The sequence below is a fragment of the Nocardia colli genome (assembly GCF_008704205.1).
GTDB lineage: Bacteria > Actinomycetota > Actinomycetes > Mycobacteriales > Mycobacteriaceae > Nocardia > Nocardia colli.
In genome coordinates this window covers 460,987-476,603 of the sequence record NZ_VXLC01000001.1, presented here as the reverse complement: position 1 = coordinate 476,603, position 15,617 = coordinate 460,987, and the positions used below count along the sequence as shown (strand labels likewise).

Genomic DNA, 15,617 nt, shown 5'->3' with positions numbered 1-15,617 from the left:
TCCCCGCACCGAAATTCGCATGCGATTCTCGGTGCGGCACATCAAAACTGGTGCGTCCTCACCGAACTAGTGCTCGGCTGTGGCGTGGATGGCGGTTGTGTGGAGGAACAGTTCGAGCGCGGCCAGGACCGCGTCCGGCGTGTCCTCCGGTGGAAAGTGGCCCGCGTTCGGCAGTTCGATTACCGGGGCATCCGGGAAGGCCGCGCGAAACGCCGGAATGATGTAGCGCGGCAGGAGCGCGGTGTCCTGCATGCCTTCCAGCAGTATCGCCGGTTTGGCCCGTACTGCTGCCGACGCTGCCGGATCGGGTTCGGGCAGTGACGGTTTCGGACCTGGAGCGACGACCTGCTGGGGGAAGCGGATCGCGCCGAGGCATTCGGCGCGATCGGTGAAATGGCTCGCATAGGCCCGGATCCACGTCGGTGTCACGATCTCCGGCCGGGTGACGGTCTGCAACGCCAGCATTGCGTGAGTCACCGTATTACCCGCGTTACCAAGGACTTCCGTCAGCGTGCCGTCCGCCTCGGCCGCGGCCGCCCAGCGGAACCAGGCGCTGTCGGCGTGATTGCCTGCCATCAGCTCGCGGTACCCGAGCTGCCCGAGCGGCAGCACGGTGTTGATCGCGACGATGCGATCGATCCGGTCGGGGTGGCGCAGGGCGAAGGCGGCGCCGATCGGCCCGCCCCAATCGTGCAGCACGAGCGTGATCCGGTGCAGGTCGAGCACCTTGATCAGGATGGCTTCCAGATTGTCGACGTGGTCGCACGCGAGGTAGTCGGAATCGGCTGGGGTAGCGCTCTTTCCGAAGCCCATGTGGTCCGGCACAACGACGCGCCGGGTTCGGCCCAGTGGGTCGATCAGGTGACGCCACAGGTATCCCCAGGTCGGCTGACCGTGCAGCAGGACAAGGGTTTCGTCGGCATCGGCCGGGCCCTCGTCGATGTAGTGCTGCCGGAAACCGGCGGCTTCGGTGTAGCGGGCCTGGAAAGGCCAGGTGCCGTCGAAGGTTTCATCGCTCGGGATCATGGTTGCCTCTCTCGTTCGAATCGGGCTCGGCGAGGCTAACCGGGGTTCACTGCCATCTTCTGTCAGTGGAAAACTGGTTCGTGTGCGGGCGAGCAGACTGTTGTCGATCATGCTGTTGCTACAGGCGAGGGGGCGGATGACGGCGGAGCAACTGGCGCGGGAACTGGAGGTCTCGGTGCGCACGGTCTATCGAGACGTCGAATCGCTGAGCCTGGCCGGCGTCCCGCTGTACGGCGAGGCGGGTCACGACGGCGGTTACCGGCTCGTCGATGGTTATCGCACCCGGTTGACCGGCCTGACCGCCGATGAAGCCGAAGCGCTGTTCCTGGCGGGCCTGCCGGGTCCGGCAGCGGACCTGGGGCTCGGTGCCGTGCTGGCCACCGCGCAGCTCAAGCTGAAGGCGGCGCTACCGGACGAATTGAGCGAGGGCGTCGGCCGGGTCCAGCAGCGGTTCCATCTGGACACCTCGGAGTGGTACGCGGATCCGGACAGCACCGCGCAGCTGGCGGCGGTGGTCGACGCGACCTGGACGCAGCGCCGCATTCGGATCCGCTACCGGCGGTGGGCGCAGCCACGGGAGGTGGATCGTGAGGTCGCGCCCTACGGGCTCGTGCTCAAATCCGGTCGGTGGTATCTGGTCGCCGAGTCGGACAGTATCCGCACCTATCGGGTAGCGCAGATTCTTCGAATCCAACTGCTGGACAGCACGTTCGAGCGCCCTACCGGATTCGATCTGGCGACGTGCTGGGCCGACTACCTCGACGATTTCGATGCCCGCCGCTATCGGGGCACCGCCAGGATCCGGCTGACGAAGCGTGCGCTCGAGCGTCTGCCGCACCTGCTCGAGCCCGCGCTGGTCCGTGCCGCGCGGGACAGCGCCGAGCCGGCCGACAGCACCGGACGAGTCATCGTGATGATGCCGATGGAAACGATCGAGCACACCGCCGGTCTGTTGCTCCGATTCGGCGTGGACGCGGAGGTGCTCGCGCCCGCTGAGCTGCGGGACCGGATGGCCGTTATCGCCGTCGGGCTGGCCGACATCTACCGCGCGGGGTCGAAAGCCGCTGTCACAGCACCACGATGATCCGATCGCGGTTCGCCGGATCGACCCGGATCGAGATGGTCTCGCCGACCGCGAGCCGCGGTTTGTCCGCGGGCGTGACATCGAAAACGATTGTCCCCCGGTAGCTTTCCGCCCCCGGAATGGTCAACTCCAGGTCCAGCTCGGTCAGCTCGGTGTGATGATCCGTGCGCCGCAGCGGATGCACCCCGTGCACCGTCGCCCACCCCTCCAGCCCGTCGCGCCACAGCCGCCGGTCCGCCTTGGACGGCCGCCCCGCCAGCATCATTCCGATCCCCACACACGTGCCGAACACCCCGACCAACGCCACGATCTGATACGGCAACGTCCCCGGCGGCGTGTGCTGAACCACCCACCCCAGCCACACCCCGAGCACAACCAGGTACCCGGCGGTCACCGCGAGCACCGTACGCAAAATACGCCCGTGATCCATCCCAGCCTCCACCCCGACTGTCAGACCTCCAGGATAGGCCCGCAACGACCCTGACGTGGGGATATCCGTTACCAAGCGTCGGCGAGGTCCGCGTGCTGGCGGACCCAGGCGTGCATGGCGATTCCGGCCGCGACGCCCGCGTTGATGCTGCGGGTCGAGCCGAATTGCGCGATCGAAACCGTCATGGCGGCAGCGTCTTTCGCGTGATCGGTGACGCCGGGGCCCTCCTGGCCGAAGAGCAGCAGGCAGTTTCGCGGGAGGTCGGCGGTTTCGAGCGGGACCGAGCCGGGCACGTTGTCCACCGCGACCACGGTGAGTCCCGCACCGGCGGCGAATTCCAGCAGCTCGGCGATGCTCGCGTGGTGCTCGATGTGCTGGTAGCGGTCGGTGACCATGGCGCCGCGGCGGTTCCAGCGCTTGCGGCCGACGATGTGCACGGCCGCCGCGGCGAAGGCGTTGGCGGTGCGGACCACCGTGCCGATGTTGGCGTCGTGGCCGAAGTTCTCGATGGCGACGTGGAACGGGTGCCTGCGCCGGTCGATGTCGGCGACGATCGATTCACGCGTCCAATACCGGTAGGCGTCGACCACGTTGCGGCGGTCACCGGCGTCGAGCAGTTCGGCGTCGAGCCGGGGATCGTCCGGCGGCGGCTCGGCGTGCTCGGCGGCCCACGGTCCGACGCCGTGCGGGTGCTCGCCCCACTCGGTGGGCCCGGCCGGGTCCTGCTCCGCCGCGTCCGGCACTGGGTGATTCACTCCGACGATGCTAATTCCGCCCGCGGCCGAGCCGTCATGCGGCCGGACCCGCGACGGTCAGTAGCTGCTGGAGCTGCTCCAGACACCGACCAGACCGAGCACGACGAACAGCACGATGAAGATGATGCTGATGATGATCAGGGCCGAGGCGATGATCCCGCAGACGTAGCCGACCATCACGTTCGAGCGCCCGCCGAGCGCGCCGCCGGAGGCATCGATCTCGTTGAGCGCCCGCTTGCCCATGACCCAGGCGACCGGACCGATGACCTGGCAGAACACCAGGCTGAGGATGCCGAGGATCAGGATCATGGTGGCCTGCGGGTGTTCCTGCGGCGGTCCGTAGGCTGGATAACCGTACGGTGGCTGCTGCGGCGGGTAGCTCATCAGCAGGATGGTAGTTGGTGTAGCTGGCTACACCGCGTATTCGGCGGACAGCTCCATCGACCACCATCCCCGAGCCGACAACCATGGAAGCCATGACCGAGACACACGTCGAACCCACCCTGGTGCTCGACCCGACGCCCGCCAACGCCGGGCGCTCCGCCGAGCGGGTGGCCCGTGCCGTGCTCCGCGCCCCGTTCCAGGCCCGGGCCTGGAAAGAACTCGTCTATGTCTTCACCGTGTTCGTCCTCGGCTGCATCGCCCTCGCGTACATGTACGTCGGCTGGGGCGGCGGCCTGGCGATCTCCCTCACCATCATCGGGCTGCCGATCCTGGCGGTGATCCTGCTCGGTGGCCGGACCTGGGCCCGGATCTACCGGGCGCTGGCCAAGGACCTGCTCGGCGCGCAGCTGACCCCGCCGCCGCCGTTCCGGCCGGAGCCGGGCCTGATCGGCTTCGTCAAGAGCGCGTTCACCGATCGGGCCAGCTGGCGGGCCGCGCTGTACCTGCTCGCGCAGGCCGTGCTCGGCGTCGCGGTCGGCTGGTTCGTGCTGCTCGGCATCGCGATGACGGCGTTCGTCGCGCTTTCGCCGCTGGTCTGGTGGCTGTTCGATCCGATCAACGTCGATGCCCAAGGCGTGGAACATCATTCGATGGCCCAGTTCGGCGACTTCTATATCGACACCTGGCCGCGGGTGCTCGGCTTCGGCGCACTCGGCGTCCTCGGCTGCTTCCTGCTGCCCTGGCTGCTGCGCGCGGTCTGCTGGATCCACCGGCTGCTGGCGATCGTGCTGCTGACCGCGACCGCGGGCGATCGGCGGATCATCGAATTGCAGCAGGGCAGGCAGGCCGCGGTCGACGACTCGACGGCCACGCTGCGCCGGCTGGAGCGCGATCTGCACGACGGCACCCAGGCCCGGCTGGTCACCATCGCGATGGCGCTGGGCCGGGCCGAGGATCGGCTGTCCGCGGGCGGCGACCCGCGCGACCTGATCGCGGACGCGCACGCCAGCTCCAAGGAGGCGCTGACCGAACTGCGCGAGCTGGTCCGCGGAATCCATCCGCCCGCACTGGAACTCGGGCTCGGCCCGGCGCTGGAAACGCTGTCCGCGCGCAGTTCGGTTCCGGTGGAACTGCGCGTGCACCTGCCCGAACGGCCGAGTCCGGCGGTCGAGGCGATCGCCTACTTCTCGGTCGCCGAGCTGCTCACCAATGTGGTCAAGCACGCCAACGCCACCCGGGCGTGGATCTCGGTGGTGCCGACGGACTCCAAGACCATCGCGGTCACCGTGCGGGACAACGGAATCGGCGGCGTGCTCGAACCCGCCCCCGGCGAACTGGCCGCGGGCAGCGGACTTTCGGGTCTGTCCGCCCGCGCGCGCACCGTCGACGGCAGCCTCACCGTGCAGAGCCCGACCGGCGGACCCACCGTGGTGACCATCCTGCTGCCGAAGGACGGCTCGCGGTGAGCGAGTCGCTGCGCATCGTGATCGCCGAGGACAGCGCGATCCTGCGGGACGGTCTCGCGGGTCTGCTGACCGAACGCGGTCACGAGGTGGTCGCCATGATCGGCGACGCGACCACGCTGAGCGACGTGGTCGGCCTGCACAATCCCGACGTCGCCGTGGTGGACGTGCGGATGCCGCCGAGCTTCACCGACGAGGGCCTGCTGGCCGCCATCGAACTGCGCCGCAAATATCCGATGACCGGCGTGCTCGTCTTCTCCCAGTGGGTCGAAACCCGGTATGCCACCGAGCTTCTGGCCGGCGGCGCGAGCGGCGTCGGCTACCTGCTCAAGGACCGGGTGGCCGACGTCCGCGATTTCGTCGACGCCCTCCATCGGGTCGCCACCGGCGGCACCGCCCTAGACCCGGAGGTGGTGAGCCAATTGATGGGCGCATCCCGCCAGCAGGATTCCCTGACCCGCCTCACCCCGCGCGAACGCGAGGTGCTGGAACTGATGGCGCAGGGCCTGTCCAACAACGCGATCGCCACCTCGCTGACGGTCACCGAACGCGCCGTGGAAAAGCACATCGGCAACATCTTCACCAAACTCGACCTACCTCCATCGGACACCCACCACCGCCGCGTCCTCGCGGTGCTGCGGCTGAAGGGGTAGGAAGCTCCCGCTGTGCGACACTGTCAGCGGGCGACACCTTGTGGGAGGGGGAAGCGGTGACTGTCGAAATGCACTGGCCTGATCATCTGCTGACCTTGGAGGACTGGATCGCGTTGCCGGAGGACAACAGCCGTAGCTACGAGCTTGTCGAGGGGGTTCTGGTTGTGTCACCGAGGCCGTTGATCTCGACGAGCCGACGAGCCTGACCGCCTACCACTTGATCAACGGCGATTACGAGCTAGTGGGTGAGCACTCAGGTCGAGCAACAGTCGATATCGCGGGGATGCCGGTCGAGATTGATCTACCTGCGCTGACCAGTGGCCGGGTCGGCTGACGATGCCGAGGGTCCGATCCGCCTGCGTGTCCGCATCGCGGCCAAATGTATGGCATCGCGGATGATCTCCGCCGCGCTAACCCGGTGCGAGCGGCGGCTTCCTCGATTATCGCAAGATCGTTGGCGTCTGCGTAGATCGCGATCCGTTGTAGGGGCATTCGCGCAAGATAGCGCGTGTCGCGCCGCAAGCAATCTGCCGGACGGCGGCGGCTTCCGAAGCCATGCGTCACTTGCGCGTGTCCGAGGCCGCTAGCGCGAGTACAAATACACATCGCTTCTGTAACAAATCGGGCGCGGAAATCCGGGCTCGGCTGGCACCATTGACGCATGACCACGCGGAGGGCACAGGATCCGCGGCGCTCGACGCCGCGGTCGCTGGGTGAGCGCTCGGACAGCGCCGTCGCGACACCCGCACTGTGGTCCGAACGTGCCGACATGGCGGAATCGGCGATCGTGTCCCGGCATCTGCGCGCGTTGTGGGCGCTGCCGGGGACCGAGCTGGGGGTGGTCGGCTGGCCGGCCACCAAGCGGGAGCGGGCGTTCGGGTCCTGGCATTACTGGTGGCAGGCGCACCTGATCGACTGCGCGGTCGACGCGGCCAACCGGATGCCGACTCCGGTGCGGCGCAAGCGGATCGCCGCGATCGCCCGCTCGCATCGCCTGCGCAACCTCACCGGCTGGACGAACCGGTACTACGACGACATGGCCTGGCTGGCCATCGCGCTGGAACGGGCCGAGCGGACCGCGGGCGTCACCGAGGCGCGCAGCGGCCTGATCGCGCTGGAGCGGCCGCTCTACGAAGGCTTCAATCCGGTGGTCGGCGCCCTGCCCTGGCGGATCGGCTCGGACTACTACAACGCGCCCGCCAACGGCCCGGCCGCCATCGCGCTGCTGCGGCTCGGGCGGCACGGGCGCGCCCAGGAGATGGCCGACTGGCTGGACGCGACGCTGCGCGATCCGGAGACCGGGCTGATCCTCGACGGCATCCACCTGCCCGCCGGCGAGATCGAGCGCCCGGTGTTCAGTTACTGCCAGGGCGTGGTGCTCGGCGTGGAAACCGAATTGGCGATGCACACCGGCGAGCCGCGGCACGGCGAACGCGTGCACCGATTACTCGCGGCCGTCGAGGAACACCTGACCACCAAGGGCATCGTCAGCGGTGGCGGCGGTGGCGACGGCGGACTGTTCAACGGCATCCTGGCCCGCTACCTCGCGGTGGTCGCGCTGATGCTGCCCGGCGAGGACAAGGAACAGGAGAACGACCGACGCGTCGCGGCCGAGATCGTCCGCGCCTCCGCGACCGCCGCCTGGGCCAACCGGCTCGAGGTCGAGGGCGAGCCGCTGTTCGGGCACGACTGGAGCAAGCCGGCGACGCTGCCCGGCGGCATCGCCGGAGCCGGCCGGTTCACCGCGGGCGGCTCGGTGACCTCGTCCCGGGTGCCCGAACGGGACCTGTCCGTGCAGCTGTCGGGCTGGATGCTGATGGAAGCCGCGTACCTGGTCAGCGCGGCCGGCCTGTAAGCGCAAGGCCGGCTTCGCGTTCCGCTCAGTTCTCGGCGTCGCCGAGCCCGCTCGGCGAGGTCTCCAGCTCGAATTCCTCGGCGGGCTTGGCCATTTCCTGCCGGTAATGCCGGATGCCCAGCACCGTGCCGATGATCAGGCCGAGCACCAGCGTGCCGATCACGATGGGCATCAGCCACGGCACCCGATCGAGGAACCCGCCCGCGTAGTAGCCGATGAGCAACAACACCGGCGCCCAGATGATCGCGCCGATCGTGCTGGCGATGGTGAACTTGCGATGGTCCATGCCGGCCGCGCCCGCGACCGTCGGGCACAGCGTGCGCACCCACGGAATCCAGCGGGCGACCAGCACCGCGACGAACCCGTGCCGCTCCAGCAGTTCGGTGACCCGTTGCAGATTCCTGGTGTTGATATAGCGGCCGTTCTTGCGCGCCACCAGGCGATGCCCGGTCCGCGCCCCGATCACATAGCCCACCTGATTACCTGCGATGGCGGCGAGCATCGTGCCCACCGACAACGCCCACACCTGCGCTTCGCCGGAGGCGTTGGACGCCATCACGATGCCCGCGGTGATCAGCATGGAGTCGCCCGGTAGGAAGAGCCCGAGAATGACCGCGCACTCGATGAAGACAAAGGCAAGTACCACTGTCCAGACGAGTGCGGGCCCCGCTGACATCAGCGGATCGAAATTGCCCACTGCTAGGGGCGAGGACGCCGCGATCACGAGTTCAGCGGGTCGGCTCGTTCGTCGAGACGGTCAGCTCGGCATCTTGCCGGGCCGCCGGCTCCGCGCCTCGATTGAGCAGCTTCTTCGCCACCGCGAAGATGCCGGGCAGGATCGAGATCAGCACGATGAGCAGGAAGATCGCCTCGACGTGGTCGCGGATGAAGGCGACGTTGCCGAGGAAGTAGCCCAGGACGGTCACGCCGCCGCCCCACAGGATCGCGCCGACGATGTCGAACGCGACGAACTTGCGGTAGTCCATCTTGGACACCCCGGCCAGCACCGGCATGAACGTGCGCACGATCGGCACGAACCGGGCCAGGATGATGGTCTTGGGCCCGTGCTTCTCGAAGAACTCGTGCGTCTCGGTCACGTAGTGCTTCTTGAAGAACCGGGTGTCTTCCTTGTGGAACAACGCGGGCCCGATCGCCCGGCCTATCCAATAACCGCTCTGATCACCGGCGAAGGCGATCGCGATCACGGCGGGCAGCAACAGCCAGATCGACACCGGCGGATTCGCCTGCGCGGCGAGCAGGCCACCGGTGAACAGCAGCGAATCGCCGGGCAGGATCGGGAACAGCAGGCCGGTCTCGATGAAGACGATCACCAGGATGGCCGGGAGCACCGCGTTCTTGAGCCACGTTTCCGTGAGCAGGTGCATCGGGTCGAGCAACTCTTTGAGAGCGAGATTGCTCGTCACCGATTCTGTCGCTGCCAGCAGAATCACGCGGTCTCCTGTTCTGGATACGGCTGGCCTGATCGCTTGCCATCGCATCGGGAAGCTGCCAGCGTAATTACCGGGCCCACAGTACCGGGTTCAGCTGAGAAACCCCGCGCTGTGCGCGAAACTACCGAACGGTCACCCGATGGTTCCGTGCGGACAACCGGCTGGTCACTCCGGCCGACCCGGCGCTGCCCTCCCTGGATACCAGGCGAAACACCGCTGTCCTAATGTGGTGGCTGACAAAATAGGTCTTTGCCGCAACAATCACGGAGGTCTTACTGTGCCCATCGCGACTCCGGAGGTCTACGCCGAGATGCTCGGTCGGGCCAAAGCGCACTCCTTTGCTTTCCCCGCGATCAACTGCACGTCATCGGAGACGATCAACGCGGCCATCAAGGGCTTCGCCGACGCGGGCAGCGACGGCATCATCCAGTTCTCCACCGGCGGTGCGGAATTCGGCTCCGGCCTGGGCGTGAAGGACATGGTGACCGGTTCGGTCGCGCTGGCCGAGTTCGCGCATGTGATCGCCGCGAAATACGACATCACCATCGCGCTGCACACCGACCACTGCCCGAAGGACAAGCTGGACGGATTCGTCCGGCCGCTGATCGCGATTTCGCAGGAGCGGGTGACGAAGGGGCAGGCCCCGTTGTTCCAGTCGCACATGTGGGACGGTTCCGCGATTCCGATCGACGAGAACCTGGAAATCGCCAAGGAACTGCTGAAGGCGTGCGCCCAGGCGAACATCATTCTCGAGGTCGAGATCGGTGTCGTCGGCGGTGAAGAGGACGGCGTCGAGGCCGAGATCAACGACAAGCTCTACACCTCGCCCGAGGACTTCCAGAAGACCATCGACGCGCTCGGCGCGGGCGAGAACGGCAAGTACCTGCTCGCCGCGACCTTCGGCAACGTGCACGGCGTCTACAAGCCGGGCAACGTGAAGCTCAAGCCCGAGGTGCTGGCCGAGGGCCAGCGGGTGGCCGCGGCCAAGCTCGGCCTGAGCCAGGACGCGCAGCCGTTCGACTTCGTCTTCCACGGCGGTTCCGGCTCGCTGAAGTCGGAGATCGAGGATTCGCTGCGCTACGGCGTGGTGAAGATGAACGTCGACACCGACACCCAGTACGCGTTCACCCGGCCGATCACCGGGCACATGTTCACTAACTACGACGGTGTGCTGAAGATCGACGGCGAGGTCGGCAACAAGAAGGTCTACGACCCGCGCAGCTACCTGAAGAAGGCCGAAACCTCGATGGCGGCACGTGTCACCGAGGCATGCAATGATCTGAAGTCCGCGGGAAGGTCGATCAGCGCCTGACCCACTCATCAACCCACCGGGGGCTCGACAGCTCATGTGTCTGGATGTGCGCGTGCTCGGGCCCGTCCGGTTGCTCGTCGGCGGTGAGCCGGTGGCGGTCGGCGGGCCCAAGCCGCGGGCTCTGTTGGCCGCGCTCACCGTGAATCGGCGGCGCGCCGTGTCGTCGGCCGCGCTGGCCGACATGGTGTGGAACGAGGATCCGCCCGACTCCTACGCCGCCAGCCTGCAGGTATTCGTCTCGAATATCCGTAAGGCGCTGCGTAATTCGGGTGTGGATCCGGCGACGGTGTTGCGCACCGAATCTTCCGGCTATCGCCTCGAAGTGGCCGAGACCGCCTGCGATCTCGGCCGGTTCGAGGCGACCAGGGAGGCCGGTAGCCGGGCCGCCGCGATCGGCGACCACGCCGGTGCCGCACAGCTTTTCGGTGCCGCGCTGCGCGAATGGAGCGGCCGCGCGCTGGCCGATCTGAGCGGCCTGCAATTCGCCGACGGTTTCGCCACCGCGATGGACGAGGAGCGGCTCGCCGTCGCTTCCGCCCGGATCGACGCCGAAATCGCCCTGGGCCGAGCCGCATCGGTGATCGGCGAGCTGGTCGCGATGACCGGCGAGCATCCGCTGCGCGAGCCGCTGTGGGGCCAATTGATCACCGCGCTCTACCTTTCCGGCCGGCAGGCCGACGCACTGGACGCCTGCCGGCGGGTGCGGGCCGTGCTCGCCGACGAACTGGGCATCGATCCGGGCCCGGCGCTGATCGAGCTCGAACATCGGGTGCTGCGCCAGGAACCGCTCGGCGCGGCCGAACACCGGCAGGTGGAACGGATGGCCGCGGCGATGACCGAGACGGTCACCGAGGCGCCCAGCACGGTGCGCAGCGGCAAGCTGCGCATGCCGGACGGCCGGGTGGTCCCGATCGCCCAGGGCGGCTTGCGGATCGGCCGGATGACGGACAACGATCTGGTGCTCGACGACCCGAAGGCCAGCCGGTACCACGCGCACATCATGCCGAGCCGGGCCGGTCTGCTGATCAAGGACCTGCACTCGGCCAACGGCGTCTACGTCAACGACGACCCGATCGAGAACGGCGCGCTGCTCGCCGACGGCGACCAGATCCGTATCGGGGCAACGATGTTGATCTTCCTGGCCGTGCAGTAGCGCTCAGGCGTTCGACGATCAGCCGTTGCAGGCGATGCCGTCGCCGTCCTGGTCGAGGAACGAGTTGAAGCGCGGGTCGCTGCGGTAGATCGTCCCGGCGCCCTCGGCGCGGACCTGATCACAGTCGGTGTAAATCTTGGTCGATCGCTTCTTCTGATCGTCGTCGCCCTTGCCGCTGCGGTCCGGCGTCGGCCACGAATCGTTGGGGCTGCTGATGAAGGCCGCCGGGGCATCGGCGGTGGCGGTCGGCGGCACCAGGGCGAGGACGCCGACCACGAGACACGCGGCGCCGATCGCGGGGGCCACGCGGCGCATTACTGAGTTGCTCACGGTATCCATCCTGCGCCGAAATCGCGGCGCCGTGGGGTGTGGATTACCTGTGAAACCGCGAACTCAGGACAGCCGGACCTCGGCGATGGCCCGGCCGAACAACTTTCGGCCCTCCGAGGTGCCGCCGAGCACGACGGTCGCGGTGCGGGTGCCCGGGTTCAGCGACTTGATCCGGCCGGCGAAGTCCACCGTGCTCGCCGCGTTCGACGCCACCGGCACGAAGCCGGAGAACCGCACGCTGAACTTCTCGATCGCGGTCGGATCGCCGAGCCAGTCGGTGAGGTAGCCACCGGCCAGGCCCATGGTCAGCATGCCGTGCGCGACCACCGTCGGCAGGCCGACCAGCTGGGCGGCGTGGTCGCTGAAGTGGATCGGGTTGGCGTCGCCGGACACCCCGGCGTAATTGGCCAGGTCGCCGCGGGCCAGCCGGAACGAACCGGCAGGCAGCTGGTCGCCGACCGACAGCTCGTCGAAGCCGGGCAGCGTGTGCACCGGCGCGATCTCCCGATCCGCGGCCGGGGCGGGCAGGTCGCCTAGGCCGAGCGGGATCAGCGCCGAGCTGTCGTCCAAACCCTGGTCGGCCGTGGGGAATTCGACCACCTGGCCGTGCATCATGATGTTGTCGACCACGTCGGTGAGCCCCGGGTCCACCTCGGCGCCGCGGCGCGCCACGATGGTGGTGGAGCCGATCAGCGCGAGCTCGCCGTGCTGGTTGACCAGGGCGGAGCGGACCACGACGAAATCGTTGTCGCCGAACTGGCGGATCGACTCGATCAGGATCTCGCTGGTCAGCCGGTCACCGGCGAGGATCGGCCGGTAGGCCTGGAAGACCTGATCGGTCTGCAGGATCTGCGACAGGTCGTATTCGGTGAGCACCGATTCGAGCAGCGAGCGGGTGCCGGACGAGCCGATGACCGAGGCGAAGGTCGGCGGCGCGAGTACGCCGGCGTGGCCGAGCCGGTGCGCATCGGATTCCTGATGGTGCGCGCCGTGGTGGTTCTGCACCGCGCGCGCGAATTCCCGGATCTTTTCCCGGCCGACCTCGTAGTGGTCCCGGACGCGGAACCGCTGCCCGGCCAGCGTCGCCGTTTGTTGCACGTCATCAATTTGGAGCGCCATCGTCTGTTCCCTGCCCATGATGCGGCCACGCTACTAATGAACCGGACCGTTGACCAGCTGAGTGTGACCACCGCTACCGTCGATCGATATGGAATTGCTATCGAGTTTGCCTGCTTGTCATGTGCGGGCCCGAAATGCACTTTTACCGCCGAATATCGGTGATGCACATCAGCTATGAAACAGAAATAGGCTGCCCGGTGCGCGGGCAGCCTATTTCACGTTCGACGGTGTATTACTGGGCGCTGGTCGGCGGGTCGCATACCTTCCAGCCGTTGTCGGTCTGCTGGAGATCGAAGGTGCGCGCCGAGCGCTTGTTCGGATCGGCCTCGGTGTAGACGGTGGCCTGCGCGATCGCGGTCTTGTCGGTGATCCGGACCGCGTCGACCTCGTCCACCACCGGGATGGTGCGCCGGTCCATCGACAGCTGGTGCACGCCGGCGAACTGGTCCGCCGGAATGCCCTGATAGAAGTCGTGCAGTGGGCCGCAGGTGGTGCTGCGCAGGGTGTTCAGGTCACCGGTCTCGAGCGCCTGCGTGTAATCGGTGATGGCGGCGCGGACCTTGGTCTCCGGCGAATTGTCCGTCGAGTTGACCATGACCGCGACGGTGACGCCGATCAGGATGACCACGACTACGGCGGCCCCGGCCACAGCGAGCAGCCACCGCTTGGACCGGCCCGGTGCGGCCGCCGGTTCGACCCCGTCGACCGGGGCCTGCGCGGCGGGGGTGATCCGCTGCGGCGGGGCGATCGGGCGCGGCTGCGGCGGGCGCGGACCGCCGAGTTGCTGCGCGGGCATCGTCAGCTGAGTGTCCGCGGGGGAGGGCGCGGTTCCCGGCCGGGGCATGCCCGGGTGCGGCGGGGCGGACCGATCCTCGACCGGTCCGCTCGGGGGCGGCGACGAAGGTCCTTGCGCGCCCGGCTGTTTCGGACCGGCCGCGGGCCGCGGCGTGGCCGGCGGCTTGGTGATCGGCACCCGGCCCGCGCCCGGCGTCACCCGGTCGGTGCCGGCCGGCTTCGGCGCGTCGGCGGGGCGCTGGACCGGCAGCGCGACGGTCTGCGCGTCGTCCGGCTTGATCACCGGCATGGCCATGGTCACGTCTTCGGACCCGGGCGGAGCCTGTTTGGCCTGGGCCGGGTTCTGCATCTTGACGGTGTCGGCCTCGGGGGCCGCGTCCTCGACCGGCGGGGTGGGGCGCTGCTGCACCCGCATCACCGTGGTCGGTGCGTCGCCGTCGGGGATGTCGTCCTTCGGTGCGGGCTCGGCCTTCTCGTCGGTGGCGGCGGGCTGATCGGGCGCGCTGTCCTGGGCCGCATCTGGTTTCTTTCCGCCGAACCAGGCGGACTTCGCCGCCGCAGTGCCGGGTGCGCCGGTGGCGCTGTCCTCGGCGGTGCTGTCCTTCTGCGGCGCAGCCGGTTCCGTGCCTGCTGTCGCGGCCGGCGTCGTCTTCGCCGGCGCGGTCTGGCCGGAGGCCTTGGCAGCCTGGTGATCTCGCAGGCCGCGTTTGATCGCCTCGGTCCGGGCGTCGGCCGCGGCCGTGCTGCTCGGAGTTCCGCCGGCACCGGCTGCCGGAGTCGCACCAGCTGCGGGTTTGCCGGTCGCGGTGCCTGGGCGCGCGAGATCTGGCTCGGTCTTCGCGGCGTTTCCCGGGGCAGGGGTCTTCGGTTGTGCCGGAGCTTCTTTCGACTGCTCCGCGGGCGCGCTCGGGGTTTGCGGCTTCGCACTCGCCGCGGCCGCGGCGGGCTGGTCCTTGGCATCGCGTTTGATCGCCACGGTTTCCGCGGTCGCCGCGCCGCCCTTGGCGATGTCGGCCACCACGTTGACGGGCTTATCTTGTTGCTGCGCCGAGGTTTTCGGCTCGGCCGCGGCAGGCTTGTCCGATGCTGCCTCGGTGCCGGGCTTCTTCTGCTCGCCGCGCTTGATCACTTCGGTCTCGGCGTCGGCCGCAGGGCTGTCCTTGTGGGCCGCACCCGATTTCGCGCCTGGAGAAGCTTGCTTCGCCGTCACGTCGGCCGACCCGGGCCGTGCGCCGGACGGGTTCGCCGGCTGTGCGGGTGCGCTGACCTTGGGAATGGCATTGGGATCTGCCGAGCTTTGCGGTTGCCCCGCGGCCTGCCCGGAAGGTGACCCGACCGGCTTGGCGGTACCCGGCGCGGACGAGGTTGCGGCCGGGTTATTCGCGGACGCTGCACCAGCATTCGGGCTCTGAGCCGCGGCTGTGCCCGCCGCCGGTGCGGTACCCACGGTGTTCCCGGCGGCCTGGACCGAGTTCGGGGCCTTCGAGGCGGCCGAGTCCGTGCTTCCCGCCGTACCGGCGCTGCCGGACTTCTCCCCATCAGCTGCGGCCGAGTCCCGGTCCGCCGAACCCTTGGCGGCCGCGGTGCCGCTCCCCGCCGGGATGGGGCGCGTGGGTGCGGCGGGCGCGGCCCCGTCCGCATCGGCGACCGGGTTACGTTCCGTGGTGGCGTCGGGGCGTGCGTCGGCCACGGCCGGGGTCGCCGGGTCGGCGCTCTCCCGCGCCGGGTTCTTGTCGTCGTTCGGGTCGGACACGCACTACCCCTCGCTCAGGCGGAACAGTTGAACTCGACGGCCAGCTTAACGGGC

General features: G+C 68.4%; 15 protein-coding genes. 6 read left to right on the top strand and 9 right to left on the bottom strand.

Annotated features, from left to right (window positions below; all coding sequences use genetic code 11):
* Window positions 1–66: 66 nt before the first annotated feature.
* Window positions 67–1,026 (bottom strand): alpha/beta fold hydrolase, encoded by a 960-nt coding sequence (locus F3087_RS02375; protein ID WP_150400093.1) that lies wholly within the window; start codon window positions 1,024–1,026, stop codon window positions 67–69.
* Window positions 1,027–1,108: 82 nt separating this feature from the next.
* Between F3087_RS02375 and F3087_RS02370 the strand changes: the two genes are divergently transcribed.
* The gene (locus F3087_RS02370) at window positions 1,109–2,110 is read left to right on the top strand and encodes a helix-turn-helix transcriptional regulator (RefSeq protein ID WP_150400092.1); all 1,002 of its coding nucleotides are present in this window, start codon (window positions 1,109–1,111) and stop codon (window positions 2,108–2,110) included.
* On the opposite strand, the gene F3087_RS02365 is transcribed toward F3087_RS02370, so the two are convergent.
* The 3 genes from F3087_RS02365 to F3087_RS02355 all read right to left on the bottom strand — a co-directional run bounded on the left by F3087_RS02365 (window position 2,094) and on the right by F3087_RS02355 (window position 3,679).
* On the bottom strand, window positions 2,094–2,540 hold the full coding sequence (locus F3087_RS02365; protein WP_150400091.1) for a hypothetical protein: 447 nt from the start codon (window positions 2,538–2,540) through the stop codon (window positions 2,094–2,096). The two genes, F3087_RS02370 and F3087_RS02365, sit on opposite strands and share 17 nt — an antisense overlap.
* Before the next feature lie 68 nt (window positions 2,541–2,608).
* Window positions 2,609–3,295 (bottom strand): TrmH family RNA methyltransferase, encoded by a 687-nt coding sequence (locus tag F3087_RS02360; protein WP_150400090.1) that lies wholly within the window; start codon window positions 3,293–3,295, stop codon window positions 2,609–2,611.
* Window positions 3,296–3,352: 57 nt separating this feature from the next.
* Window positions 3,353–3,679 carry a DUF4190 domain-containing protein gene (locus tag F3087_RS02355; RefSeq protein ID WP_150400089.1) on the bottom strand — a complete coding sequence of 109 codons (327 nt, stop codon included), beginning with the start codon at window positions 3,677–3,679 and terminating at the stop codon, window positions 3,353–3,355.
* A gap of 92 nt (window positions 3,680–3,771) precedes the next feature.
* On the opposite strand from F3087_RS02355, the gene F3087_RS02350 reads away from it, so the two are divergent.
* The 3 genes from F3087_RS02350 (at window position 3,772) to F3087_RS02335 (ending at window position 7,650) form a co-directional block, all read left to right on the top strand.
* Window positions 3,772–5,145 carry a sensor histidine kinase gene (locus F3087_RS02350; RefSeq protein ID WP_223884776.1) on the top strand — a complete coding sequence of 458 codons (1,374 nt, stop codon included), beginning with the start codon at window positions 3,772–3,774 and terminating at the stop codon, window positions 5,143–5,145.
* Entirely contained in the window at window positions 5,142–5,795 is a 654-nt protein-coding gene (locus F3087_RS02345) for a response regulator transcription factor (protein WP_191093740.1), read from the top strand. The genes F3087_RS02350 and F3087_RS02345 overlap by 4 nt, the downstream gene beginning before the upstream one ends.
* Window positions 5,796–6,564: 769 nt before the next feature.
* Entirely contained in the window at window positions 6,565–7,650 is a 1,086-nt protein-coding gene (locus F3087_RS02335; protein WP_223884859.1) for a glycoside hydrolase family 76 protein, read from the top strand.
* A 25-nt stretch (window positions 7,651–7,675) separates the two neighbouring features.
* On the opposite strand, the gene F3087_RS02330 is transcribed toward F3087_RS02335, so the two are convergent.
* Window positions 7,676–8,326 carry a DedA family protein gene (locus F3087_RS02330; RefSeq protein ID WP_150400086.1) on the bottom strand — a complete coding sequence of 217 codons (651 nt, stop codon included), beginning with the start codon at window positions 8,324–8,326 and terminating at the stop codon, window positions 7,676–7,678.
* 52 nt (window positions 8,327–8,378) lie between these two features.
* On the bottom strand, window positions 8,379–9,035 hold the full coding sequence (locus F3087_RS02325; RefSeq protein WP_223884858.1) for a DedA family protein: 657 nt from the start codon (window positions 9,033–9,035) through the stop codon (window positions 8,379–8,381).
* Window positions 9,036–9,378: 343 nt separating this feature from the next.
* Here F3087_RS02325 and fbaA point away from each other — a divergent pair, with 343 nt between their 5' ends.
* Window positions 9,379–10,413, top strand: a complete 1,035-nt coding sequence (gene fbaA / locus F3087_RS02320; RefSeq protein WP_150400084.1) for a class II fructose-bisphosphate aldolase — start codon at window positions 9,379–9,381, stop codon at window positions 10,411–10,413.
* A gap of 34 nt (window positions 10,414–10,447) precedes the next feature.
* Window positions 10,448–11,566: a BTAD domain-containing putative transcriptional regulator gene (locus F3087_RS02315; protein WP_150400083.1), complete on the top strand. Its 1,119-nt coding sequence runs from the start codon at window positions 10,448–10,450 to the stop codon at window positions 11,564–11,566.
* An 18-nt stretch (window positions 11,567–11,584) separates the two neighbouring features.
* Here the strand turns inward: F3087_RS02315 and F3087_RS02310 are convergent, their stop codons facing one another.
* From F3087_RS02310 to F3087_RS46410, 3 genes are all read right to left on the bottom strand, one after another.
* Complete coding sequence (locus F3087_RS02310; RefSeq protein ID WP_191093739.1) at window positions 11,585–11,896, bottom strand: excalibur calcium-binding domain-containing protein; 312 nt, start codon at window positions 11,894–11,896, stop codon at window positions 11,585–11,587.
* Between the two features lie 63 nt (window positions 11,897–11,959).
* A complete protein-coding gene (locus F3087_RS02305; protein WP_223884775.1) occupies window positions 11,960–13,015 on the bottom strand; it encodes a fused (3R)-hydroxyacyl-ACP dehydratase subunits HadA/HadB in 1,056 nt (351 codons plus the stop codon).
* Between the two features lie 232 nt (window positions 13,016–13,247).
* Complete coding sequence (locus tag F3087_RS46410) at window positions 13,248–15,563, bottom strand: Rv0361 family membrane protein (RefSeq protein ID WP_223884774.1); 2,316 nt, start codon at window positions 15,561–15,563, stop codon at window positions 13,248–13,250.
* Between the last annotated feature and the right edge of the window lie 54 nt (window positions 15,564–15,617).